General features: G+C 61.2%; 22 protein-coding genes. 10 read left to right on the forward strand and 12 right to left on the reverse strand.

The window, feature by feature from the left end; translation table 11 throughout:
• Window positions 1-584: 584 nt before the first annotated feature.
• From hpnK to PQQ52_RS33900, 3 genes are read right to left on the reverse strand one after another with little or no spacing between them, the layout of a single operon-like run.
• Window positions 585-1,409 carry a hopanoid biosynthesis-associated protein HpnK gene (hpnK, locus tag PQQ52_RS33890; RefSeq protein ID WP_408221273.1) on the reverse strand — a complete coding sequence of 275 codons (825 nt, stop codon included), beginning with the start codon at window positions 1,407-1,409 and terminating at the stop codon, window positions 585-587.
• Window positions 1,399-2,661 carry a bacteriohopanetetrol glucosamine biosynthesis glycosyltransferase HpnI gene (gene hpnI / locus PQQ52_RS33895; protein WP_408221275.1) on the reverse strand — a complete coding sequence of 421 codons (1,263 nt, stop codon included), beginning with the start codon at window positions 2,659-2,661 and terminating at the stop codon, window positions 1,399-1,401. The genes hpnK and hpnI (PQQ52_RS33895) overlap by 11 nt, the downstream gene beginning before the upstream one ends.
• Window positions 2,662-2,673: 12 nt before the next feature.
• Window positions 2,674-3,015 carry a hypothetical protein gene (locus PQQ52_RS33900; RefSeq protein ID WP_408221277.1) on the reverse strand — a complete coding sequence of 114 codons (342 nt, stop codon included), beginning with the start codon at window positions 3,013-3,015 and terminating at the stop codon, window positions 2,674-2,676.
• A 340-nt stretch (window positions 3,016-3,355) separates the two neighbouring features.
• Between PQQ52_RS33900 and PQQ52_RS33905 the strand changes: the two genes are divergently transcribed.
• A complete protein-coding gene (locus PQQ52_RS33905) occupies window positions 3,356-4,015 on the forward strand; it encodes a response regulator (protein ID WP_408221279.1) in 660 nt (219 codons plus the stop codon).
• Window positions 4,015-5,415: an ATP-binding protein gene (locus PQQ52_RS33910; RefSeq protein ID WP_408221281.1), complete on the forward strand. Its 1,401-nt coding sequence runs from the start codon at window positions 4,015-4,017 to the stop codon at window positions 5,413-5,415. Before PQQ52_RS33905 ends, PQQ52_RS33910 begins: the two co-directional genes overlap by 1 nt.
• An 85-nt stretch (window positions 5,416-5,500) precedes the next feature.
• Here PQQ52_RS33910 and PQQ52_RS33915 read toward each other — a convergent pair whose 3' ends face one another.
• From PQQ52_RS33915 to PQQ52_RS33930, 4 genes are all read right to left on the reverse strand, one after another.
• On the reverse strand, window positions 5,501-6,532 hold the full coding sequence (locus tag PQQ52_RS33915) for a flippase-like domain-containing protein (RefSeq protein ID WP_408221309.1): 1,032 nt from the start codon (window positions 6,530-6,532) through the stop codon (window positions 5,501-5,503).
• A gap of 80 nt (window positions 6,533-6,612) precedes the next feature.
• Window positions 6,613-7,797, reverse strand: a complete 1,185-nt coding sequence (hpnI, locus tag PQQ52_RS33920) for a bacteriohopanetetrol glucosamine biosynthesis glycosyltransferase HpnI (RefSeq protein ID WP_408221283.1) — start codon at window positions 7,795-7,797, stop codon at window positions 6,613-6,615.
• Window positions 7,794-9,215 (reverse strand): hopanoid biosynthesis associated radical SAM protein HpnJ, encoded by a 1,422-nt coding sequence (gene hpnJ / locus PQQ52_RS33925; protein ID WP_408221284.1) that lies wholly within the window; start codon window positions 9,213-9,215, stop codon window positions 7,794-7,796. The genes hpnI (PQQ52_RS33920) and hpnJ overlap by 4 nt, the downstream gene beginning before the upstream one ends.
• A 212-nt stretch (window positions 9,216-9,427) precedes the next feature.
• The gene (locus PQQ52_RS33930) at window positions 9,428-9,631 is read right to left on the reverse strand and encodes a cold-shock protein (RefSeq protein WP_007181784.1); all 204 of its coding nucleotides are present in this window, start codon (window positions 9,629-9,631) and stop codon (window positions 9,428-9,430) included.
• A gap of 377 nt (window positions 9,632-10,008) precedes the next feature.
• On the opposite strand from PQQ52_RS33930, the gene PQQ52_RS33935 reads away from it, so the two are divergent.
• Together PQQ52_RS33935 and PQQ52_RS33940 are read left to right on the forward strand one after the other, a co-directional pair.
• Entirely contained in the window at window positions 10,009-11,454 is a 1,446-nt protein-coding gene (locus tag PQQ52_RS33935; RefSeq protein WP_408221286.1) for an NAD-dependent succinate-semialdehyde dehydrogenase, read from the forward strand.
• A 230-nt stretch (window positions 11,455-11,684) separates the two neighbouring features.
• Window positions 11,685-12,284: a GNAT family N-acetyltransferase gene (locus PQQ52_RS33940; protein WP_408221288.1), complete on the forward strand. Its 600-nt coding sequence runs from the start codon at window positions 11,685-11,687 to the stop codon at window positions 12,282-12,284.
• Window positions 12,285-12,346: 62 nt separating this feature from the next.
• On the opposite strand, the gene kdgT is transcribed toward PQQ52_RS33940, so the two are convergent.
• On the reverse strand, window positions 12,347-13,363 hold the full coding sequence (gene kdgT / locus PQQ52_RS33945; RefSeq protein ID WP_408221290.1) for a 2-keto-3-deoxygluconate transporter: 1,017 nt from the start codon (window positions 13,361-13,363) through the stop codon (window positions 12,347-12,349).
• Between the two features lie 302 nt (window positions 13,364-13,665).
• Between kdgT and kduI the strand changes: the two genes are divergently transcribed.
• From kduI to kdgR, 3 genes are all read left to right on the forward strand, one after another.
• On the forward strand, window positions 13,666-14,502 hold the full coding sequence (gene kduI / locus PQQ52_RS33950) for a 5-dehydro-4-deoxy-D-glucuronate isomerase (protein ID WP_408221292.1): 837 nt from the start codon (window positions 13,666-13,668) through the stop codon (window positions 14,500-14,502).
• A gap of 65 nt (window positions 14,503-14,567) precedes the next feature.
• Window positions 14,568-15,323 (forward strand): 2-dehydro-3-deoxy-D-gluconate 5-dehydrogenase KduD, encoded by a 756-nt coding sequence (gene kduD / locus PQQ52_RS33955; protein ID WP_408221294.1) that lies wholly within the window; start codon window positions 14,568-14,570, stop codon window positions 15,321-15,323.
• A 161-nt stretch (window positions 15,324-15,484) separates the two neighbouring features.
• A complete protein-coding gene (gene kdgR / locus PQQ52_RS33960) occupies window positions 15,485-16,360 on the forward strand; it encodes a DNA-binding transcriptional regulator KdgR (RefSeq protein ID WP_408221311.1) in 876 nt (291 codons plus the stop codon).
• Window positions 16,361-16,446: 86 nt separating this feature from the next.
• On the opposite strand, the gene PQQ52_RS33965 is transcribed toward kdgR, so the two are convergent.
• Together PQQ52_RS33965 and PQQ52_RS33970 are read right to left on the reverse strand one after the other, a co-directional pair.
• Window positions 16,447-17,379, reverse strand: a complete 933-nt coding sequence (locus PQQ52_RS33965; protein WP_408221296.1) for a TauD/TfdA dioxygenase family protein — start codon at window positions 17,377-17,379, stop codon at window positions 16,447-16,449.
• A 335-nt stretch (window positions 17,380-17,714) separates the two neighbouring features.
• Window positions 17,715-18,269 carry a cytochrome b gene (locus PQQ52_RS33970; protein ID WP_408221298.1) on the reverse strand — a complete coding sequence of 185 codons (555 nt, stop codon included), beginning with the start codon at window positions 18,267-18,269 and terminating at the stop codon, window positions 17,715-17,717.
• 552 nt (window positions 18,270-18,821) lie between these two features.
• Between PQQ52_RS33970 and PQQ52_RS33975 the strand changes: the two genes are divergently transcribed.
• The 3 genes from PQQ52_RS33975 to PQQ52_RS33985 all read left to right on the forward strand — a co-directional run bounded on the left by PQQ52_RS33975 (window position 18,822) and on the right by PQQ52_RS33985 (window position 19,712).
• Window positions 18,822-18,947 (forward strand): hypothetical protein, encoded by a 126-nt coding sequence (locus PQQ52_RS33975; protein WP_408221300.1) that lies wholly within the window; start codon window positions 18,822-18,824, stop codon window positions 18,945-18,947.
• A 51-nt stretch (window positions 18,948-18,998) separates the two neighbouring features.
• Window positions 18,999-19,385 carry a hypothetical protein gene (locus PQQ52_RS33980; RefSeq protein ID WP_408221301.1) on the forward strand — a complete coding sequence of 129 codons (387 nt, stop codon included), beginning with the start codon at window positions 18,999-19,001 and terminating at the stop codon, window positions 19,383-19,385.
• 78 nt (window positions 19,386-19,463) lie between these two features.
• A complete protein-coding gene (locus PQQ52_RS33985) occupies window positions 19,464-19,712 on the forward strand; it encodes a hypothetical protein (RefSeq protein WP_408221303.1) in 249 nt (82 codons plus the stop codon).
• Between the two features lie 73 nt (window positions 19,713-19,785).
• On the opposite strand, the gene PQQ52_RS33990 is transcribed toward PQQ52_RS33985, so the two are convergent.
• Both PQQ52_RS33990 and PQQ52_RS33995 read right to left on the reverse strand, forming a co-directional pair.
• Window positions 19,786-20,037: a hypothetical protein gene (locus PQQ52_RS33990; protein ID WP_408221305.1), complete on the reverse strand. Its 252-nt coding sequence runs from the start codon at window positions 20,035-20,037 to the stop codon at window positions 19,786-19,788.
• Between the two features lie 240 nt (window positions 20,038-20,277).
• Complete coding sequence (locus PQQ52_RS33995; RefSeq protein ID WP_408221307.1) at window positions 20,278-21,450, reverse strand: 4-hydroxybenzoate 3-monooxygenase; 1,173 nt, start codon at window positions 21,448-21,450, stop codon at window positions 20,278-20,280.
• Between the last annotated feature and the right edge of the window lie 325 nt (window positions 21,451-21,775).

Raw genomic sequence — 21,775 nt, forward strand, 5'->3', positions numbered from 1 at the left:
ATCCCCTGGCTTGGAAGGGATAGTGGAGCATCTGGAATCCGTGCCCCCGCACATTCGGCGTCAGTGACAAAGTGCTCATCAGCTCCCACTCCGCACTGCGTGCGTCGCGGACGGGTCTGCTACGGATTCCAGAGGCTTCGTTTGCGCGTGGTGGGCGCCGTTGGCTTCGCCTCGGCAACGGCGGCGCTGCGTGGAAAGCCCGAGGCTTCGTTTAAGCGCGGCGGGAGCCGTCGGCTTCGTCTTGGCGAAATGCCGAATGAAACGTGAGTACAAAAACGCAGCAATCGTTTCTGAGAATTGCGCTTCGGCGCGCGCAGCGCCGCCGGAAGAATGACGCCCTTGTCACTTACGCGGAGTGTGCGGGAACACAGATTCCAGATGTACCACTACCGCAACTGTGCGGGGGACCCACTTAAGAATTAGCGGTGTGAGCCGCTTTCTTTTGCCTACTTTTCTTTGCGGCATGCAAAGAAAAGTAGGTGCCTGCCCCGCACAGGGGCGACGCTAATAGACCAATAACAATTCAAGGAAAGGCCAACACCACAAAAACACAGACAAACAAGCGCCGAACCAGGCAAAAAACCTCAAACCTTCAAAACATCCCCAAACCCGCCCACCCGGGCCCCCAACCCCCGAATCGCATCAGCGACCCGAGGCGACAAGAGCGCCTCCAACTCCTCTGCATGCCGATAATCCCGCATCCCATGACTCAAAACCCGATCGCCGGCAAAGGCGGGATGGCAATAAATCTCCCCCACCCCGTTGGGCAAATCGGCAAGCGCGGCAAGCCATGCAGCCTCATCCATCCGTCCACTATTAGCAATCCCAACTACATAATCGTTGTGCACGATCCCTGCCCGATCCAGCCTCGCCCGAACCCGTGAGATCCACGGCCGCAACCACAGCGGCGCGCTAGCCTCGAACGGCAAACGCATCGCCCGCATCCCATACTCGCGCCCGATCTCCAGAATCAAAGCCAGCACCGTCGGATGCAAATGAAAATGTTTGTGCGTGTTGACGTGATCGAGCGTCAACCCCGTCCTCGCAAAAGCCTCGAACTGCGCGCGAATCTCGCGCGCCAGCTGTTTGCGAACATGCGGCAAAAAGAAAAACCGTACCCCGTCCCGCACCATGTTGTCGCCAAAGCGGCCGTGCTCGTCAAGCAATGCGGCAATCCCCGCACGCGGCGTAACCGCGTCGCCGTCGGCCAGCACGAGATGCAGGCCGACCCGCAACGCCGGGAGCGCGCGCGCACGCGCCACCGCATCATCCGCGGCAGGCGCACCGATCATCAGGCTCGTAGCCGTCAGCACGCCGTGCCGGTGCGCCTGCTCGACCGCCAGATTCACCCGTGTGTGCAGGCCGAAATCGTCAGCGGTGACGATCAGCCCGCATGGCTTAGCCGCCATCCGAAGTCTCCATGACATCCATCACGCCCAACGTCGTCTCCTGCATAGTCGACGCGGCGGCTTCGACCGGCACGCGTGCGCCACGCCACACCACATGCGAACCGAATGCGCCGGCGAGCCATTGGCATGCCAGCAAGGTATCGCGCAACGGCACGAGCGGCAAGTCGCGCCAGAAAGTACGTTCATGACGCGCGGAACGTAGATGCAGCAGCATGCGCGCGGCAAAACCGGCCGCCGTGCTGGCGCCAACCGCCAGCACCGCCCACAGATGCACGCCGTCGAACGCACCGTCGGCGAGGCGGCTGGTGAGCCATGCGCCAACACAGAGCCACGGCGTCGGGAACGTGATGAACAAAAATGCAAAGCCAAGCGGGTTCACCGAGCGGATTGTGCGTAGCCAGCGCGTCTCACGCTGCCACAAGGCAGAGAAAGTCGGCTCGATGACATCGGTGGCGACCATCACGCGCGAAAGCACCGTGCGAAGCCCGAGCGCGCGCACGTGTTCAGCGAGCCAGTAATCGTCCGCAAGACAGTTTTTCAGGGCGTCGAAACCGCCTATGCGCGTAAGCGTCGCGCGGCGCAAAGCGAGCGTCGCGCCGAAACCGAAGCGGCGCGACCCCGCCGCATGCGCGACGCGTACAGAGGGGGCGAACCACTCGTTGATGAATAGCGCACCGACCCGCGGCCAGAAGCCGCCAACGCCTTGCGCCACGTAGAGACAGGTCACCACGCCCACGCGCGGGTCGGCGAGCGGTGCCGCCACGGTATCGAGATAATCGGCTTCAACTGCAATATCGCTATCCGCAATCACGATCACGTCATAACGCGCCCGCTCCGCCATGTTGATCAGATTGCTGACCTTGAGATTGCTGCCGTGCACACGTGTATCGACCGCGAGCTCAATGTCGCGCATCGGATAGGCGGCCTGCAACCGGCGCACGACGGCAATAGCGGGATCGTCCGGCGAAGACACGCCGAGCACGAGCTGGAAATGCCCGTGGCGCTGGTCGCAGAAGGTTCTGAGATTCTCGTAGAGACGCGGCTCGGCGCCGCACAGCGGCTTGAGCACGCTGACACCGACTTTCGCAAAAGGAGGCAGAGGATGTGAAGCCCAGGCGGCAATACGCGCGTGCCGCCCGCTGCGCGCCGCGAAGAACGGCATGGCCACCGCGGCCACCATCGCATAGAGCGAAGCCGAGACGCAGCCGAACAACAAAAGCCATTGGCATGCCGTCAATGCGTGCGCCGCCATCGCCTGCGTCCGTTAGTGCCCGGCCAGCATGAACGCTCTGCCCGTGCAGCGCAGATGAAGAATGACAAACCAGCGCCGCGGACAATCCGCTTCAATCAGAATGGGCCGTCCGGCAGGCGTTGCGGGGCGGCCCTGAACGGCAAGGTCAAAAGCGGCATGCGCGAACTGGCGCATCCCGATGACCCCGCACACGATCAGTGCGAGCGCAAGGAACTGAAACCTGGTGGAACTGAAAACCTGCTGGGAAACCGGCAACACCAGCAGTGCCAGCAATACGAGCACTTCAGCACCCATTGCCGTGAGCGTGGCCGCCATCAGATGGGCTCGCAGCATGTCGACAGTGACTGGCTTCATGGCATGGTCTCGTGACCTGAAGGAACGCACGGTGACGTGCAGCGGCGCGATTCGCCAGCAGAGCGTGCCGGCAAAAGCGCCGGCCGTACATTCCATCGATGTGCTTACGATTAAGTTGCGATGATCTGACAACACGACGTAGTTTCGCGTGCTCGTCTCGGCCACGCGACAGCGATCTGTTGACGGTCGATAGTAGCGATCCAAGCTGAAGGGAACCTTAAGGAAGAAAGAGGTATAAAGCGTGTCATGAACATGACCGTTACACTTCGGGCGTACAGCCCGGTGTTTGCTTAAAATGTGTCACCGTCATGCAATAAACATAGAACGGAATTTCTCCCTCATGCGCGTACTCCTCGTAGAAGACGACGACCTGATCGGCTACGGCATCGAAGCAGGACTGCGTCAAGCCGGCTTCACAGTCGATTGGGCACGCGACGGCCACAAGGCCAGTCTCGCCCTCGACACCACCGCCTATGCACTGGTACTGCTCGATCTCGGCTTACCCAGGGTATCGGGTATGGAACTGCTGAAACGGCTGCGCGACGCCGGCAAGGACGTGCCGGTTCTGGTGCTGACCGCGAGAGGCACGGTGGTGGATCGCGTCGACGGTCTGGAAGCCGGCGCCGACGACTACCTCGGCAAGCCCTTCGACCTGACCGAGCTGATTGCCCGTTGCCGGGCCTTGCTGCGTCGCGCGCAAGGGCGCAGCGTCGAAGTGATCCGCTATCAGGATCTGACGGTCAATCCCGCCGCGCAAACCGTCGAAGTCGGCAATGCGCGCGTGCCCCTCACCTCGCGTGAATGGGCGATCCTGATGCAGCTGCTGACCAATCAGGGCATTCCCCAGTCGCGCTCGCAGCTCGAAGAGAGTTTGTACGGATGGCAGGAGGAAATCGAAAGTAATGCGATCGAGGTGCACGTGTCCAATCTGCGCAAAAAACTCGGCGCCAAGCTGATCAGAACAGTCCGTAATATTGGCTACGTGATAGAGAAAACATAATGTCGGCATCCATACGCCGCCGCCTGATGCTGCTGGTCCTGACCAGCATCGTGCTGATCTGGGGTATCGCGCTGATATCGAGCTATCGTCAGGCCAAGCGCGAAGTCGGCGAGTGGGAAGAGGCGCGCCTCGCGGAGATTGCACAAATTCTCGCGCTGCTCGACGAACGCAATCTGATCACACTGGCCAATGCGCGCATCGATTTGCGTGAAGAAGAAGAAGGCGGCGAAGCCGGTGCGAACGACAGCGACGACGACGACTCCTTGCCGCGCGACGCACTATTCCAGGTGCGCAGTGCAAACGGTAACGTGCTGGCGGGCAGCCCGCAATTGCGCGCGCTAAAAGCGTGGGATCTACCCGTACAATCCGCAGGCGGCGCGCAAAACATGACGCTGGGCGGTCAGGAATGGCACACGTTCACGTTGCGCGACACCGCGCTCGGCAACACGGTGCGCGTGTTCGAACCGGCCAATACGCGCAGCGACCTGGTGAGCGGCGTCGCGAGCCGGATCGCCCGCCCGACGCTCATTGCGCTGCCGGTGCTGGCGTTGCTGGTGTGGTTCAGCATCGGCTGGAGTCTGGCGCCGCTCAAGGTCCTCTCCGGCGCCATTCGCGCGCGGGACATCAACCGGCTGGAACCGGTCGACATCGGCCGGGCGCCGACGGAGGTGCGGCCGCTCGTCGACGCGATCAATCTGGTGCTGTCGCGCTTGCGCCATTCTATCGAGCGCGAACGTGCGTTTACCGCCGACGCCGCCCATGAACTGAAGACGCCGCTTGCCGCCATCAAGGTGCAGGCACAGGTCGCGCTGGCCGAACCGGATACGGCATTGCAGCGACTGGCGATGGAACGGGTGGTGCAAGGCGTCGATCGTAGCGCGCGGCTTGCGGAGCAGTTGCTGCTGCTCGCGCGTCTGGACGTGCACGAAAAACTCTCCACCGCGCCACTCAGGCCGGCAGCGGTGGCGAAAGATGCACTGCTTGCCAACGAACGCAATGCGCAGCAGAAGAATATCCGCGTGACGCTCACCGGCGACATGCGCGCCGAGATCAACGCGGAGCCCGTACTAATCGGCATCCTGCTCGACAACCTGCTCGATAACGCGATCAAGTACGGCAGCGATGGCGGCAACGTCGAAGTGGCCGTGCAATACGAAATCGGCCGGGTGCGGCTCACCGTGCGCGATGATGGCCCCGGCGTCGCGCCCAGCGATCTCGCGCGCCTCACAAACCGGTTTTTCCGCGCGACCGGCAATCACGCCACCGGCAGCGGGCTGGGCCTCTCGATCGTCGCGCGGATCGCCGAGCATTTCGGTGCGGACCTGCATCTCGGAACGGGTATCGGCGAGCATGGCCTGGCGGTCGAAGTGTCGTTTCCTGCTTATGCGGGAGAGGAATGAGGGTGTTTGCTGGGGGTGCCGACAACGCCACTACAGAGGCACCGTCAAGTCATTCTGATAAGAGAAGTATTTCGCGCATACCGCACTAGCGCTGACTAGCTTCGCCCACCCCCGTCCGCCCTGCCCGTTCCGCCCGTTCCACGCGTTTGGGCTCGCGATTCGACGACTCGGCGAACTGCCACGCAATCAGTCCGGGCACAAAGATCAGCAGATCACGAATGCGCCGGGCGCCGGCGAGCGCGAGGCAGATGGAAGGATCGAGACCAAACGCACCGCCGATCAGAATAAAACCGCCCTCCTGCACACCCAGACCGCCCGGCACGAAAAAAGCCGCACTACTGATCGCCTGAATCAGCGATTCGATCACCACCGCTTCGACCAGCGTGACGTGTACGCCGAGAAAGTACAGCGCGAGCCAAATCTCCAACGACGTCAGGACGCACTGCAGCGGTTGCCAGAAGAACAGATAGCGCAGCACCACACCACGCCGGCGCCAGATCAGCTTGATGGCCTGATCGATCTGAGCCGATTGTCCGACGAGCGCGGCAAGCTTGCCGCTCGTCATACGATTCAGCGCACGCGTGGTGCGCTCGAACGGATTGGCATGCTGAACGAGTGCGAACAGCACCAGCAGCGGCGTCAGCACCACCACGCCCCACGCCAGTTGCCCGGCGAGCCGCAGCGTGTCGGAATGCGCATGCGCGAACAGAAAACCGATGCCGACCATCGTGAACAGCAACTGGCTGATCACTGTGAGCTGCATATCGACGATGATGCTGCCGACCGCCGTAGACGGCCGCACGCCCCAGCGCTTGAGCATCCGGAACGACACCACCTCGCCGCCGATACGCGCCACCGGCAACATGCTATTGACGGACTCGCGCACCCAGACCAGGTGCAGCATATTGCCGATGCCCGGCCGGTTCGCGCCGCGAATCAGCGAGCGCCAGTCGCACGCATTGGCGATCATGGGCAGCACATGCGCGATCGCCGCCAGCAGGAGGCCGGCACCCGCGGCGCGCAGTGCGCCGAGCACAGCACCGGGATTGTCCTGCCAGACCAGCCACAGCGACACGAGCAGGCCGGCAAGCGCGGCGACACGGCCGAGATGCTTCATCACGCAGCCGCCCGTTGTGCGTGCTTCACGTTCGCTGCATTGCCCTCACTATGCTTTTGCAAGTACTCACGCATCATTGCTTACCCAACTTGCTGTTCATCCGCCATTCCGTCCTGCGCTGCCGACAACAGACCGTCGCCATCCACCTTGAAACTGAAACCGCGCCAGATCACGCGCGAAGACCAGAAGCTCGCCACGAAAATCGAAAACGACACAATATCCCATAACGGCAACAACCACAGGTCGCGATGCGCCTGCTGCAACGCGCGATCGGACTGCAGTTTCAGCACGAGGCGCCCGCAGACGGCAACCAGCGCGATCGGCCACGACCACAGCGCGCCGCCCGAGAAAGCGATGGCGAGCAGTGCGAAAGCGAGCGGATGAATCAGCGCCGAGCCGAGATGGCCAAGCGGATCGATGCTGCGAATCGTGCGGCTCCAGCGCAGTTCATGGGCGATCAGTTGCGTCGCACTCGATTCCACGCAGGCATGCGAGATCGTGAACGGCGGAATCACCACTTTCTCGCCGATCATCCGCACGGCTTCGCCGATTGCATGATCCTCGGCCAGATGCTTCACGAACGGTGTGAACCCGCCGATTTTCTCGAGGGTATCGCGTCGCATCGCGATGGATTGTCCAAAACAGGGACGCGCGAGACCGAGCGCAAGCCCCGTCACCACGCCAGGCAGGAATTGGTAGTTGGTGGCCTTGGCCGACATGCGCGGCCAGAAACCGGGGTCGGGCGCACCGCGATACGCACAGGTGACGAGACCGACGCCAGGCTCCTGCAATTCGCCGACCACATTGCGCAGATAATCCGGCCCGACGCTCACGTCGCTGTCGGCAAACACCAGTACATCGTGCCGGGCCTCCGGCAGCATATTGAGGATATTGCTGATCTTGCGGTTCGGACCGTACAGACGCGCATCGGCGACCACGGTGATGTCCGCTTCCGGATGCAGCCGCCGCAGATCCTCGACGGTTTGCAAGGCGGGGTCGGCCGAATCGTGCACGCCGAACAGAAATTGCACGGGGCCCGAATAGTCCTGCTGACAGAAGCTCGACAGATTGGCGAGGAGCGCCCACTCGTTGCCGTGCAACGGTTTGATGATCGTGACCGGCGGAAAACTGGTCGGCTGGGATACCGCTTTCGCGAAGAACCGGCCGATCAGTACGCCGGCCAGCACCGTGTAGGCGATGCCGAAAACCGCACCCGCCGCACACGCATAGGCCAGCGTGACGGCGAGCAGATGCACGGCGCTCACGCTTCGTGAGCGCGCAGGAAGCGGAAGAATTCGACGCCTTCGCGCAGGCGCCGTTTCATCATGTCCCAGCTCGTCAGCATCTCGCGCAAAATTTCCCAGATCTTCGACGGCCGGAAATAGAAGCGCTTATAGAAGTTTTCGAGCTGATGGTAGATCTCGTCGCGCGACAGATGCGGATAGCCGATCGCCGCGAGCTGCACCCCTGACTTGCTGACGAGATTGATGACCTTGTTCTCTTCCAGCCAACCGTTCTCGACCGCCTGGTTATAGAGCGTCGTGCCCGGATAGGGCGCTGCGAGCGACACCTGGATCGTATGCGGATTGATTTCCTTCGCATATTCGATGGTCTTCTGGATCGTGTCCTGCGTCTCGCCCGGCAGGCCAAGAATGAAGGTACCGTGAATCTTGATGCCGAGCTTGCGGCAATCTTCGCTGAATCGGCGTGCGATGTCGGTACGCAAACCCTTCTTGATGTTCAGCAGAATCTGGTCGTCGCCGGATTCGTAGCCGACCAGCAGCAGGCGCAGGCCGTTTTCTTTCATGATCTTCAGCGTCGCGTACGGCACGTTCGCCTTCGCGTTGCAGGACCACGTCACACCCAGTTTGCCGAGGCCGCGGGCGATTTCCTCGACGCGCGGCTTGAAGTCGGTGAAGGTGTCGTCGTCGAACATGATCTCCTTGACTTCAGGCATGTTGTCGCGAATCCACTTCACTTCTTCTAGCACGTTCTCGGTCGAACGCGTGCGGTAGCGATGGCCGCCCACCGTTTGCGGCCACAGGCAGAACGTGCATTTCGAGCGGCAACCGCGGCCCGTGTAGATCGACACGTACGGGTGCTTCAGATAGCCGATGAAATAGTTGTCGATCTTCAGATCGCGCTTGTAAACCGGCGCGACGAACGGCAGCTCGTCCATGTTCTCGAGGATCGGGCGCGCTTCGTTGTGCTCGATCGAGCCGTCGCTGGCGCGATAGCTCAGACCTTTGATCCCGGAGAACGGTTTGCCCTCGGCAACTTCCTGGCAGGTGAAATCGAATTCTTCACGGCAAACGAAATCGATCGCTTCGCTCGCGGTCAGCGAGTTGTGCGGATCGACCGCGACTTTGGCGCCGACCATGCCGATCAGCACTGAAGGCTTGCGCTTCTTCAGGTCTTCGGCAAACAGCGCGTCAGTGGGAAAGGACGGTGTACTGGTGTGGATAATCACCAGGTCATATTGCTGCGCTATATCGAGCGATGCTTCGACGGACAGGCCGTCGGCGGGGGCGTCGAGTACACGGCTATCGGGGACGAGTGCCGCGGGCTGCGCGAGCCACGTCGGATACCAGAAAGAGCGCACTTCGCGCTTGGCCTGATAGCGCGAACCCGCGCCACCATCGAAGCCGTCGTACGACGGCGCCTGTAAGAACAGGGTTTTCATGGATGCTCCAGCAAGCCTTTGATCGGCGCTTTCAGTTTTCTGTCGGAAAACTATCGGAACTATTGCCCGTGGGGATACGGACGTTCGCGCAAATACTACGGAGCAAAGCTGAAGGAAACCTTAAGAAAAAAACCACCCGGCGCGGATTGTTCTACGTGCTTAATGCCGGGTTCCGGTCCGCACACCTTGCATGTGCGGACCGGCTACTACCTTCACACCGGCTTGATATCCGCCGCCTGCTTGCCCTTTGGTCCCTGCTTGATTTCGAAGCTGACCTTCTGGTTTTCCTGCAGCGATTTGAAACCTTCGCTGCGAATTTCCGAGAAATGGGCAAACAGATCCTCGCCACCGTCGTCCGGTGTGATAAAGCCAAAACCCTTCGCGTCATTGAACCACTTCACTGTACCGGTTGGCATGTCGATTCCTCGCTTGCACCTTGGTTGATTGGGTTGCATTCGCCGTCTTTTGCCCGCTGCTTTCGACCTTGACCTCGAGTGCTGTTTTTACTCACTCGCGATACGATCCATGGCTGCCTGCTCATGACAGTTCCTGCTACTGCTGCTTGACTTTACGCCAGTTTGCGCGGCGCCGCTCAGGCAGGTGTTTCTCCGCCGCGGCAACCGGGGTAGCAAAACCCATGCCGCACAGGCTCCACGGGCGCACCGGCCGATGCGATTGCGCGCAATCAGATAAGATAATCGTTATCGGCAGTCCATTCCTCTGGCCGCGTGGGTTCAGCCCAAAGCATCACAACCGCGCGACCTATCGTTTTCCCCACTTACAGGAACCCAGCATGGCTACCTCGAGCTATACCGATACGCGACTTCTGATTAATGGCGAGTGGTGCGACGCCGCCAGCGGCAAAACCATCGACGTCATCAATCCCGCCACCGGCAAGGCCATCGGCAAGGTGGCCCATGCCGGCATTGCCGATCTGGACCGGGCGCTGGCCGCCGCGCAACGCGGCTTCGAGGCCTGGCGCAAGATTCCGGCCAACGAGCGCGCAACGACCATGCGCAAGGCCGCCGCGCTGGTCCGCGAACGTGCGTCGGACATCGCCCGCCTGATGACGCAGGAACAGGGCAAGCCGTTCGCCGAGGCTCGCGTCGAAATGCTGTCCGCAGCGGACATCATCGAATGGTTCGCCGACGAAGGCCGCCGCGTCTATGGCCGGATCGTGCCGCCGCGTAACCTGGCAGTGCAGCAAACGGTGCTCAAGGAGCCGATCGGCCCGGTGGCTGCGTTCACGCCGTGGAATTTCCCGGTCAATCAGGTGGTGCGCAAGCTGAGCGCGGCGCTCGCGTGCGGCTGCTCGTTCCTCGTGAAGGCGCCGGAAGAAACCCCGGCATCGCCGGCGGCGCTGCTGCAGGCGTTCGTCGAGGCAGGCGTGCCGGCCGGTACGGTCGGCCTCGTGTTCGGCGATCCGGCTGAGATTTCGAGCTACCTGATTCCGCACCCGGTGATCCGCAAGGTAACGTTCACCGGTTCGACGCCGGTCGGCAAGCAGTTGGCCGCGCTGGCTGGCGCGCACATGAAGCGCGCAACGATGGAATTGGGCGGTCATGCGCCTGTCATCGTGGCCGAAGATGCCGACGTGGCGCTGGCCATCAAGGCCGCGGGTGCCGCGAAATTCCGCAATGCGGGCCAGGTCTGCATCTCGCCGACGCGCTTTCTGGTGCACAACAGCATCCGCGAAGAGTTCGCCGCAGCGCTCGTCAAGCACGCTGAAAGCCTCAAGCTCGGCGACGGTCTGGCGGAAGGCACAACCATCGGGCCGCTCGCCAATGCGCGCCGTCTCACCGCGATGAGCAAGGTGCTCGACGACGCACGCAAGACCGGCGCGAAGGTCGAGACGGGTGGCGAACGCGTGGGCTCGGAGGGTAACTTCTTCGCGCCGACCGTGCTGACCAACGTGTCGCTCGACTCGGACGTGTTCAACAACGAGCCGTTCGGTCCTATCGCCGCGATCCGTGGTTTCGACACGCTCGAAGAAGCGATCGCCGAGGCGAACCGTCTGCCGTTTGGTCTCGCCGGTTATGCATTCACGAAGTCGTTCCGCAACGTGCATCTGCTGTCGCAACAGTTGGAAGTCGGCATGCTGTGGATCAACCAGCCTGCCGCGCCCTGGCCGGAAATGCCGTTTGGCGGCGTGAAGGATTCGGGCTACGGCTCGGAAGGCGGTCCGGAAGCCATGGAAGGCTATCTGGTCACCAAGGCTGTTTCGGTAATGGCGGTTTAAGACACCGAAGGCGGTGAGGTTTTCAGGGCGAGGTTTCTGGCTTCGTCTGCCTGTTTGAATGCTGTGCCAGGTCCGCGAACGTTCGTTCGCGGACTTTTTCTATTGCAATTTGCCTCTCGGGTCGGCCCTTGAATCGCCCCTTGAGCCCTCCTTGATTCGCTGCTCATTCGCTTCGTTCAGATCGTTCTACGCTTTATGCTGTTCAGTCGTGCAACGAATGCCGCCCCACTATGAACGACACGTCCCCTCGCCTCAAGCAACCCACGCTGGTCGGACAAGCCGTCGAACTCCGGCCGCTTCAGCATGAACACACGCAGGGCTTACTCGACGCCGCCGCGGACGGTCAGTTGTGGAACATGAAGCTCACCGTCGTGCCGGGGCCGGAAACCATCGGCAGCTACATTGCAACCGCGCTCGATGGACGCGCGGCCGGCACCGTGATGCCGTTTGTGATCGTGAGGCGCGATACCGGGGCGATTGTCGGCAGCACGCGGTTCTGGAAGATCGACCGGGTAAATCGAAAGCTGGAAATCGGCCACACGTGGCTGGGCAAGTCGGTGCAGCGCTCGGCGGTGAACAGCGAGGCGAAGTACCTTCTGCTGAGTCATGCGTTCGAAGCGATGCAGTGCGTGCGCGTGCAGTTCACGACGGACGAGCTCAACGAAAAATCACGAGCAGCGATTCTGCGGATCGGCGCGAAACAGGAAGGGATTGTGCGGCACGAGCGGATCATGCCGGATGGGCGTAAGCGCAACTCGGTGCGCTTTAGCATCATCGATGAGGAGTGGGCGGAGGTAAAGGCGATGCTGGAGGGGAAGCTGGGGTGCTGAGCCCCGCCTCACGTTCCTGATTTCACGCCGCGTTCAAGCGTAAACCAGCCGCCCTCGCATCCTCAAACGTGCACGTCCCGCTCACTCAGCGGCGGCTGCGTCGCCCCGGCGATTTCCTCGCGCAACGCGTCGCGTGCATGATGCCGGCGTACCCAAAGCGCGGTCAGAATCGGCACGAGAATCGCCGTCACGAGACACGCCGTCGCGACCATTGCCGTCGCGGCCGGCACAAGCGGCTTGAAGCGCGGAATCATCTCGCCGATGATCGCCGGGTTCGCCACGGCAGCCCCTGCTGTCGACGAAGCCGCCAACCCCGCCGCCCCATTACCGCCCGCAATCCAACGGTCGGCGAGGATCAGCGGAATGCCCGTCACGACGATCACACCGAGGCCCAGCACGATGCCCGGCAAGCCACTCGTGACGATCACGTTCAGGTCGATACCGTTGCCGAGCGCAAAGCCGAAAAACGGAATCAGCGGATGCACGCAGCGGCCAAAGAATTCGCGCAACTCGCTGTCCAGATTACCCAACGCGAAGCCGATCATGAATGGCAACACCGCACCGACGAAAAGCCGCGGTTCGAAGAACGCGACACCGGTCGCGCCGAGGATGATCATGCTGACGAGCGGCCCCGATTCGATCGACATCAGGACGAACGCCCCCGCCTCTTCCTTGCTGCCATATTGCTGCATGACGGCTGCATAGAGACCGCCGTTGGTCATGTCCATCGACGTGGTGATTGCGAGCACCGAGAGCCCGGCGAACAGGCCCGCCTTGACGCCGTCGATCGGAATGAAGTGCGACGCGACGATTGTCGCGATCCACGCCACGATCATTTTGGTCACGAGCAGCGTGCCCGACTTGCGCAGCACCACGCCAGTCGCCCGCAGGTCGATCGTCGCGCCCATGCAGAAAAACCATACCGCCAGAATCGGCACGGTGCCGGTGATCAATCCATTCGTGAATGACCCGAGGTATTTCCCCCCGCCCGGCGCAAACGTGTGAACACAGGCGCCGAGCAGCAACGGCACCAGCATCAGGCCGCCAGGAATGCGGTCGATGGCCTTCTTGAGCTTCATGCCTCCTCCATGGACTTCGCGTCCAGTTGTCGGGTGGATCACCCGGGGTAATGTCCCGTTCTTACGCCGGGCGACTCCCTTTTGGCGCAATATAGCATCGTGTTAGGAACAACGTTCCGATTTTGATAGACTTCCTGCTCATCGTTTACCCGCGTGCCGCTCAGGGGCCTTGTCGCTCTTGACGCGGCATCGCAATATTTCCGGACCGATGTTCCAAATCGAAGATTCTGCGCTAAAGTCGAGAGCAAACCGGCGCGCAATACGGCATGGCGCGGCGCCTAATCTGACCGGAGAAAAGAACAATGGAAGTGAGACAGAGCATGAATAGCGAGTACGCGAAGACGCTGGATACCGCGGCGCTGCGCAAGCAGTTTCTCGTCGAGCAGGTGTTCGAATGCGACGCGCTCCAACTCACCTACAGTCATATCGATCGCATCATCGTGGGCGGCGTGTGGCCGGCCACGCGCGCGGTCGAGGTGCCCAGCTCGCTCGGTAAGGCAATCGGCGTCGGCTATCTGCTGGAACGCCGCGAACTCGGCGCGATCAACATTGGCGGCGACGGCTGGGTCGACGTGGACGGCACGCGCTATCCGGTGCACAACGAAGAAGCGATCTACATCGGCAAAGGCAAACAGGCCATCGCGTTCGGCAGCGACGACGCTGCTCACCCCGCGAAGTTCTACCTGAACTGCGCGCCGGCGCACGAGTCGCATCCCACCCGCACGATCTCGCTTGCGCAAGCGTCACCTGAAACGCTAGGCGATCCCGCTACGAGCAACCGCCGCACCATCTACAAGTTCATCGTCCCCGAAGTGCTGCCCACCTGTCAGCTCTCAATGGGCATGACAAAGCTCGAACCGGGCAACCTCTGGAACACGATGCCGTGCCACACGCATGAGCGCCGCATGGAGGTGTATTTCTACTTCAACGTCGCTGACGACGCGGCCGTCTTTCACATGATGGGCGAACCGGACGAAACGCGGCACATCCTCGTGCACAACGAGCAGGCCGTGATCTCGCCAAGCTGGTCAATTCACTCGGGCGTCGGCACGCGCGCGTACACGTTCATCTGGGGCATGGTTGGCGAGAACCAGGTGTTCAGCGATATGGATCACATTGCGGTGCGCGAGCTGCGTTGACGCGCGTTGACGTACAGCATGCTGACCACTCCGGACACCTTCGGCATTCAAGGAACCTACGCACCGTGAACATCTTCGATCTGAGCGGCAAGGTCGCTATTGTCACCGGCAGCAACACGGGCCTCGGCGCCGGCATGGCGATAGCGCTCGCAACGGCCGGCTGCGACATCGTCGGCGTGAGCCGCGCCGACGCCGGCGATACGCCCGTGAACGTCAAGGCGACCGGCCGGCGCTTCGCCGAAGTGCGCGCCGACCTCGCGTCCATCGCCCCCGTCGACGACATCGTGCACGCCGCTGTCGAAGCATTTGGCCGCGTCGACGTGCTGGTGAACAATGCGGGCATCATCCGCCGGGAGGACGCGCTCGACTTCAGCGAAGATGACTGGGACGCCGTCATGGACGTCAACCTGAAGAGCGCCTTCTTTCTTTCGCAAGCTGTGGCGCGGCAGTTTGTGAAGCAGCAAAGCGGCGGCAAGATCATCAACGTCGCGTCGATGCTGTCGTTTCAGGGCGGCATACGTGTCGCGTCATATACCGCGTCGAAAAGCGGCGTGCTCGGTCTCACGCGGCTTCTCGCGAACGAATGGGCCGAGCATGGCATCAACGTGAACGCGATCGCGCCGGGCTACATGGCAACGGCGAATACGGCGGCGCTGCGCGGCGACGCGCAACGAAACGAAGAAATCGTCGGACGCATTCCGGCGGCCCGCTGGGGCACGCCGGAAGATCTCGCGGGACCGGTTGTGTTCCTCGCGTCATCCGCGTCGGACTATGTGCACGGCCATACGCTCGCGGTGGACGGCGGGTGGCTTGCGCGCTAGCGTGGCTAGCGTGGCTAGCGGCGATAGTCACGGTAATCACGGTGGTCACGGGACACGGTATGCTTTCGGCGCCGTGACTCGGTCGGCATCGAGCGGTGGTCGAGCCGTGGCGAGCGGTGGTCGGATTCTGATCGGTTTGGCATCAACAGGGAATGAAGGAAATGGCAGCAATGGGCAAGCAGCGCAAGGACGACGCCGCACACGTACAGGAAGTAGACAGTACGTGTGGCACGGCCATTGACAAAGGCGAGTCGGCTTCATCGATCGGCAGGGTCTTCGCGATTCTCGGTGCGATCGGCGACAGCGGACAGATCGGTATCAGCGAATTGTCGCAGCGGCTCGGCATGTCAAAGACCACCGTGCATCGCGTGATCCAGACGTTGAAAGCACTCGGCTATGTGACGCAGGAAATCGAAACCGAGCGCTACCGGTTGACGATCCGCCTGTTCGAACTCGGCGCAAAGGCGCTGGAGAGCGTCGATCTGGTGCGCGAGGCCGACATCGAGATGTGCCGCATCGGCCAGACCACCCGCGAGGCAATTCACCTCGGCGCGTTCGACGAAGACGCCATCATCTACGTCCACAAGATCGACGCCGATTACGGGCTGCGAATGCAGTCGCGGATCGGTCGCCGCAATCCTTTGCATAGCACGGCGATCGGCAAGGTACTGCTCGCGTGGATGGACCCGGCCGAAGCGCGCGAAGTACTCTCGCACGTGGAATTTCGCAAGTCGACGCAAAAGACGCTCGCCTCCGCCGAAGCCGTCCTGAGCATCCTGCCGCGCGTGCGCGAGCAAGGCTACGGCGAGGACAACGAGGAACAGGAAGAAGGATTGCAGTGTCTCGCGGTGCCGGTGTTCGACCGCTTCGGCCGAGTGATTGCCGGTCTGTCGATTTCGTTTCCGACAATGCGTTGTGGTGCCGACACGAAATCGCACTACGTCGCGCTACTCAAGCAATCGGGGCTCGCGATCTCGACGCGGCTCGGCTATCGCGAAGCGACGGCGCCGGAGCATGCTGCCGTCGAGCAGGGCTGAATGCCTCACGAAACACCGGTTCGTGAGGATGAGTGAGGCGAGCGCGCCGGCTGCGAGACGTCAGCGGTCCAGGCGGCTCGCGTGGATCAGGCAGCCTTCACCGCCGGATTCGGTTCGACACTGCGCGTAAAACTACGGCGGCCGTCGACGCTGACCGGCACGTCCCCCTTCAGCGTCACGCGACGCACCACGCGGTGAGCGTCGCCGTAGTCGTTGACGGCATAGTGCTGGGTTGCGCGGTTATCCCAGATCACAACGTCGCCCGTCTGCCAACGCCAGCGCACGATATTTTCGAGGCGCGTCACGTAGCCTTGTAGCAGTTCCAGCACATGCGCCGACGCGCTCGGTGTGAGGCCAACGAAGCTCTTCACGAAATGCCCGAGAATCAGCGTCTTTTCACCGGATTCCGGATGAATGCGCACCACCGGATGTTCGGTCTCATAGCGTGTCGACACGAACACTTCGCGGTAGCGTTTGAGCGCCTCAGCATCACGTCCGCGCTCGCCGACGTTGGCGTAGTTCGCGTAGTCGTATTCGTTGCTGTGCACAGCCCACAGTTGCTCGGCGAGCGCTTTGAGCGGCGGCGGCAGATCGTCATAAGCGGTGGCGGTGTTGGCCCATACCGTGTCGCCGCCCACTTCCGGAATCGTCACCCCGCGCAGAATCGACGCTTGCGGATACGCGTCGACGAATGTCACGTCCGTGTGCCAGGAGTTTGCGCGGCCGCCGCGATGCGAATCGAGTTCAAGCAGGTAGTCGGTACCGTCGACCACCGGCACCGTGGGATGCGAGACCGGTTCACCCAGCAGTTTGGCGAAGGCTTCCTGATCGGCGTCCTGCAAGTGTGTCTGGCCGCGGAAAAAGATCACCTTGTGACGCACCAGCGCCGCACGAATCGCTTCCACGGTTGCGGATTCGAGCTGGCCCGACAGGCGCACGCCGCGAATTTCCGCGCCGATGCGGCCGGTGACAGGATGAATGTCCAGTGCGTTGGACGTCGCGAGACTGAGATTCGACATGCGATGCAGCTCCTAAGTCTGAGGACGAGACAGGTCAGCGCGCCATGTGGCACGCAGGGTGAGAATTTTTGGCTGAAAGTAGCGACGGCGCGAATCGGCCGAGCGCGGATCAGATCTTCGATCTAACCAGCGTTAGCGGCGCGCGTAAAAGAATTGTTTTTTATGTGCTTATCAAGCACGCGGGCATAACAATCGCACGCGGATGCCATGGCGTCGAAACCACCATGATCCAGGCATCGGGGAACAATATCGGCAGACTCGCTACCGCCACAAGAACACGGGCGATAGGCGGTTAGCAAACGGGCAGCAACAACCGGCTAACGCAGGCTAACGGGTCACGGCAACATCCGCTGCAATGTCTGATCTTTGAGCACGAAGCGATGAAACAATGCGGCCGCGATATGCAACGCGATCAGCGCGAACAACACCCAGGCCAGATAGCCATGGATATCGCCCATTTCATGTCCCACTGACGAACCAACCGGCGAGATGCTGGGATACGGCAGTACGCCGAGCAGCTTGACGGACCATCCGCGCGAAGACGCATTGGCCCATCCGAGCAAGGGCACGGCCACCAGCGCGACATAAAGAAGACCGTGCGTCATGTGCGAAACGACACGATAAAAAGGCGAAAGCGATGCAGGTGCCGGTGCGTGCGTAAGACGCCAGACGATTCTCACCACCACCGCGGCAATCAGCGTTGCACCCACACCGAGATGCCACGCGATCAAACCATCGGGCCGTGTGCCCTTATGAATGCCCGGCATGGTCCAACCGATCACGAACTGCGCAGCGATCAATAAGACCACCAGCCAGTGAAGGAATCTGGCTACGCCGTCATAGCCTGACGCGTAGCGTGAGAAATTGGCCTGGTCGGATCGCATGATCATGAGAATGTTTAGCCGCAGTTAACCATTGGAGGCAGAGCGCTTATTTGCGCAGACGATACACAAATTCCAAGCGCACTGACGCAGCATGCTACGGATCAATTCTTAAGAAAAGCTGATGCGGCATCTGACCTTCTCCTTCAGGCAAATGAAGTGGAAATGCACCCGCAACGCACCAGTGATCGCATATAAAGTGCGATCGGCGATCCGTGAGGCCGGGTCTCATCCTAAGTCTTGCAACTGAATGTATCCGTCTGGCATACACACAGAGATATGTCACGCTGTGCCTGGTCGAGTTGTTCATACGCATGCGCATCGACCTGCCCGAATGCGCCGGATGCATGAAGTCCCGACATTTTTCATAGCGCGCTCAACGGGTTGCCCTCCGACTTCTCGTCTGCAGAAGGGCGAATCGCAGCGCCGCAACATGTCCCCACACCGTGTTATGCACCCCGTCGGCATGCGAAGGAATCGACACGTCCTGTTACACACGAACACACCGGTAATCCAGCCGCTCAGTAGAGTTCAATCACACATAAAAAAAGGGGCAACGTCATGAAACGAATTCTCGCGCTGGTTCTGCTGGCAGTCTCCCTCGGGAGTGCATTGGGCGGTTGCATCGTCGTACCGGACGGTGGCTACCACGATCATGACCATTATCACGATCACGACCATTATTAAGCGTTGCGCGAGCAGCGCCCTCCACTCTCAATCGTAAATCCGAGAATAAACATGAGTAATTCACGAAGCCACTTGTTGTCCATGGCGATCGTTGCAGGTTTGGGGATTGGTGCATCGTCAGTTGCGCTGGCACACGTCGATGTAGGCGTGAACATCGGCGTTCCGGGCGTGGTTTATGCGCCTGCGCCGGTCTATGCTCCGCCTCCGCCTGTCTACGCTGCGCCACCGCCGGTGGTCGTGGTGAGCCCGGGCTGGTATGGCGACCGCTATTACGACGGCCACCGCTACTGGCAACGACGCGAGTGGGAAGAACACCATCACGAACGCGAATGGCATGACGCGCGCGGCTATCGCGACGGCCCGCACGGCGACTGGCACGACCACGGTGATTGGCATGGTCACGGCGATGGCGATGACCACGGCCGGGGCGATCATTAATGCTTGGGCCGTGGCGGCGCCACTGACGCGGCCGGCCCGCGTAGGTATTCGCCCCACACCATTTGCAGGAGCGACGATTTGGTACGCAACGACCCACGGCGTGTAACGGCGCAAATCGACGGCGCGGTCATTTCCGCCGAATACAGCGAACTGACCGGCCAGTTGTGTTTGCGTCAGGACGGCGCCGTGCTTCGCGAATGGTTTCCACCCCACTCGTGGATCGCAATTGCGTCGGTTGCCGGCGCACGGCATTGGGGCACGCGGCCTACGGACGAAGACCTTCGGGCTTTGCTGCGCAATGAAATGACATTACTGCGCACGCCATAGCCCTATGACGAGCGTCAAGAACACGAGATAAAACGCGCAGGTCTCGCGATGATCCGCCTACGTCGTTTTGCCGTTAACGCGCGTTATAGATCGGCGGCGAATAGGAGCTTACCGCCGTATCGCTGCCGTGACCGGCTTGCCACGTGCCACGGCTGCCCGAACCATAGCCGCTGGTATCAGCCTGAGCAGCGGCGCCCTGTTGTTTGGAAACTTGCGCTTGCGCGCCCTGCGCGTTTTGCGGAGCAGGCTGACTCGATTGCGCAAACGAAGCGATCGGAGCGCCAAGAACAAGAGCAATAACAACAGCTTTGATGAGCGATTTCATGAAACCACCTCCAGAAATTGTCTTATACGCACTGCAAATATGACGTGTGATGCAGCCGATAAACACAGTCTAGGTGTGGACCAGACGCGGATAAATCCTCTATTCCCGAATTCACTGTTGCTTTTGGCACGACAATGGCGAACGGCCGCCCATCAATGGTTTGACGACGCGAGCCGGGCGTCGTACCGCGATTTATCGCTTACCCCCCCGTTTCGCACGTCGCGCCCCACCCGCTCGCTCTTATACCGCTGCGACGCCCACATAGTTCTCCGCCATCGCGGTGGCCGCCGCACGCGACGTGGTCACGTATTCAAGTTCGGCGACCTGCAGTTGTTGCTCGAACGGCGAGGCACCTTCAATGCGGTGCATCATGCTCGTCATCCAGTACGAGAAATGCTCCGCACGCCAGACACGTTTGAGCGCGGTCTCGCTGTAACTGTCGAGCAGATCGGTACGATTTTCGACGTAGAACGCATTCAGCGCTCCGGTCAGCACACGCACGTCGGCAACTGCGAGATTCATGCCCTTCGCGCCGGTAGGCGGCACGATATGCGCGGCGTCACCGGCAAGAAAAAGCCGGCCATGCTGCATGGTGGCCGACACGAAACTGCGCATGCCGACAATATTCTTCTGGAAGATCTTGCCGTCCACGATTTTCTGGCCGTCGTGCGAATCGACGCGTGCGTGCAGTTCGGCCCAGATCCGGTCGTCGGACCAGTTGTCGACGGAATCTTTAGGATTACATTGGAAATACATGCGCTGCACATTCGGCGAGCGCGTGCTGATCAACGCGAAACCGCGGTCATGCCGTGCGTAGATCAATTCATCCGACGACGGCCGCCCTTCGCACAAAATGCCGAACCAGCCAAACGGATAGACGCGCTCGAAGTCCTTGCGCAACGCCTGCGGAATCGACGCACGTGAGACGCCTTGCGAACCGTCACAGCCGATCACGAAGTCGCATTGCAATTCGCACGCTTCGCCCCCGTGCCGATAGCGGATCGACGGCTTATCGGTGTCGATGCCGTGCAGCGATGTATCCGTCACGCCGAAATACAACGCGCCGGCAGCGGCTACGCGCGCGGCGACCAAATCCTTGATGACCTCGTGCTGCGCATAGACCGTGATCGAATGGCCCGTGAGTCCGGTCAGATCGATACGGCGCCGCTTGCCTTCAAAAGCCAGTTCGAAGCCATGATGTAACGCGCCTTCGGCCGTCATGCGCGCGCCGACACCTGCCTCGGTGAGCAGATCCATCGTGCCCTGTTCGAGTACGCCGGCGCGGATGGTGGATTCGATCTGTTCGCGAGTGCGCGATTCGAGCACGACGGAGTCGATGCCGCGCAAGTGAAGAAGATGGGAAAGAAGCAGACCCGCAGGCCCGGCACCGATGATGCCAACTTGGGTGCGCATGAGTTGTCTCCTGAATGCGTTTGATTTGCACGCAGTTTGACAATCACACCCTGTATCGTGCAACGCGATATCGTGGATATGCGTTATCTAGTTTTGAGATAGTGTGCGGGTCTGTCTGGACAGCCGCGCGGCGCACAAATGCGCCATCCCGTTACCCAGACGGCGATTGCGCTTATTCGCCTGGGTGCTGGCCCGTCGCGTCGTTTTGCGAGAACTGGAGGTAAACCCCAGGCAGTTTACGGTTCCCGGCAAGCTGTCGAGACAGCGTGTTGAGCAGCAGCGTCGTCTGTCGCCATGCGCTGCTGCCAACTGCCCGGATTACGCC

The organism is Paraburkholderia sediminicola (assembly GCF_046030555.1).
Lineage (GTDB): Bacteria > Pseudomonadota > Gammaproteobacteria > Burkholderiales > Burkholderiaceae > Paraburkholderia > Paraburkholderia sediminicola_E.

Excerpts from the sequence above, each read along its gene's own strand:
- hpnK (WP_408221273.1), bottom strand. The coding sequence starts at position 1,409 with ATGGCGGCTAAGCCATGCGGGCTGATCGTCACCGCTGACGATTTCGGC.
- hpnI (WP_408221275.1), bottom strand. The coding sequence starts at position 2,661 with ATGGCGGCGCACGCATTGACGGCATGCCAATGGCTTTTGTTGTTCGGC.
- PQQ52_RS33900 (WP_408221277.1), bottom strand. The coding sequence starts at position 3,015 with ATGAAGCCAGTCACTGTCGACATGCTGCGAGCCCATCTGATGGCGGCC.
- PQQ52_RS33905 (WP_408221279.1), top strand. The coding sequence starts at position 3,356 with ATGCGCGTACTCCTCGTAGAAGACGACGACCTGATCGGCTACGGCATC.
- PQQ52_RS33910 (WP_408221281.1), top strand. The coding sequence starts at position 4,015 with ATGTCGGCATCCATACGCCGCCGCCTGATGCTGCTGGTCCTGACCAGC.
- PQQ52_RS33915 (WP_408221309.1), bottom strand. The coding sequence starts at position 6,532 with ATGAAGCATCTCGGCCGTGTCGCCGCGCTTGCCGGCCTGCTCGTGTCG.
- hpnJ (WP_408221284.1), bottom strand. The coding sequence starts at position 9,215 with ATGAAAACCCTGTTCTTACAGGCGCCGTCGTACGACGGCTTCGATGGT.
- PQQ52_RS33930 (WP_007181784.1), bottom strand. The coding sequence starts at position 9,631 with ATGCCAACCGGTACAGTGAAGTGGTTCAATGACGCGAAGGGTTTTGGC.
- PQQ52_RS33935 (WP_408221286.1), top strand. The coding sequence starts at position 10,009 with ATGGCTACCTCGAGCTATACCGATACGCGACTTCTGATTAATGGCGAG.
- PQQ52_RS33940 (WP_408221288.1), top strand. The coding sequence starts at position 11,685 with ATGAACGACACGTCCCCTCGCCTCAAGCAACCCACGCTGGTCGGACAA.
- kdgT (WP_408221290.1), bottom strand. The coding sequence starts at position 13,363 with ATGAAGCTCAAGAAGGCCATCGACCGCATTCCTGGCGGCCTGATGCTG.
- kduI (WP_408221292.1), top strand. The coding sequence starts at position 13,666 with ATGGAAGTGAGACAGAGCATGAATAGCGAGTACGCGAAGACGCTGGAT.
- kdgR (WP_408221311.1), top strand. The coding sequence starts at position 15,485 with ATGGCAGCAATGGGCAAGCAGCGCAAGGACGACGCCGCACACGTACAG.
- PQQ52_RS33965 (WP_408221296.1), bottom strand. The coding sequence starts at position 17,379 with ATGTCGAATCTCAGTCTCGCGACGTCCAACGCACTGGACATTCATCCT.
- PQQ52_RS33970 (WP_408221298.1), bottom strand. The coding sequence starts at position 18,269 with ATGATCATGCGATCCGACCAGGCCAATTTCTCACGCTACGCGTCAGGC.
- PQQ52_RS33975 (WP_408221300.1), top strand. The coding sequence starts at position 18,822 with ATGAAACGAATTCTCGCGCTGGTTCTGCTGGCAGTCTCCCTCGGGAGT.
- PQQ52_RS33980 (WP_408221301.1), top strand. The coding sequence starts at position 18,999 with ATGAGTAATTCACGAAGCCACTTGTTGTCCATGGCGATCGTTGCAGGT.
- PQQ52_RS33990 (WP_408221305.1), bottom strand. The coding sequence starts at position 20,037 with ATGAAATCGCTCATCAAAGCTGTTGTTATTGCTCTTGTTCTTGGCGCT.
- PQQ52_RS33995 (WP_408221307.1), bottom strand. The coding sequence starts at position 21,450 with ATGCGCACCCAAGTTGGCATCATCGGTGCCGGGCCTGCGGGTCTGCTT.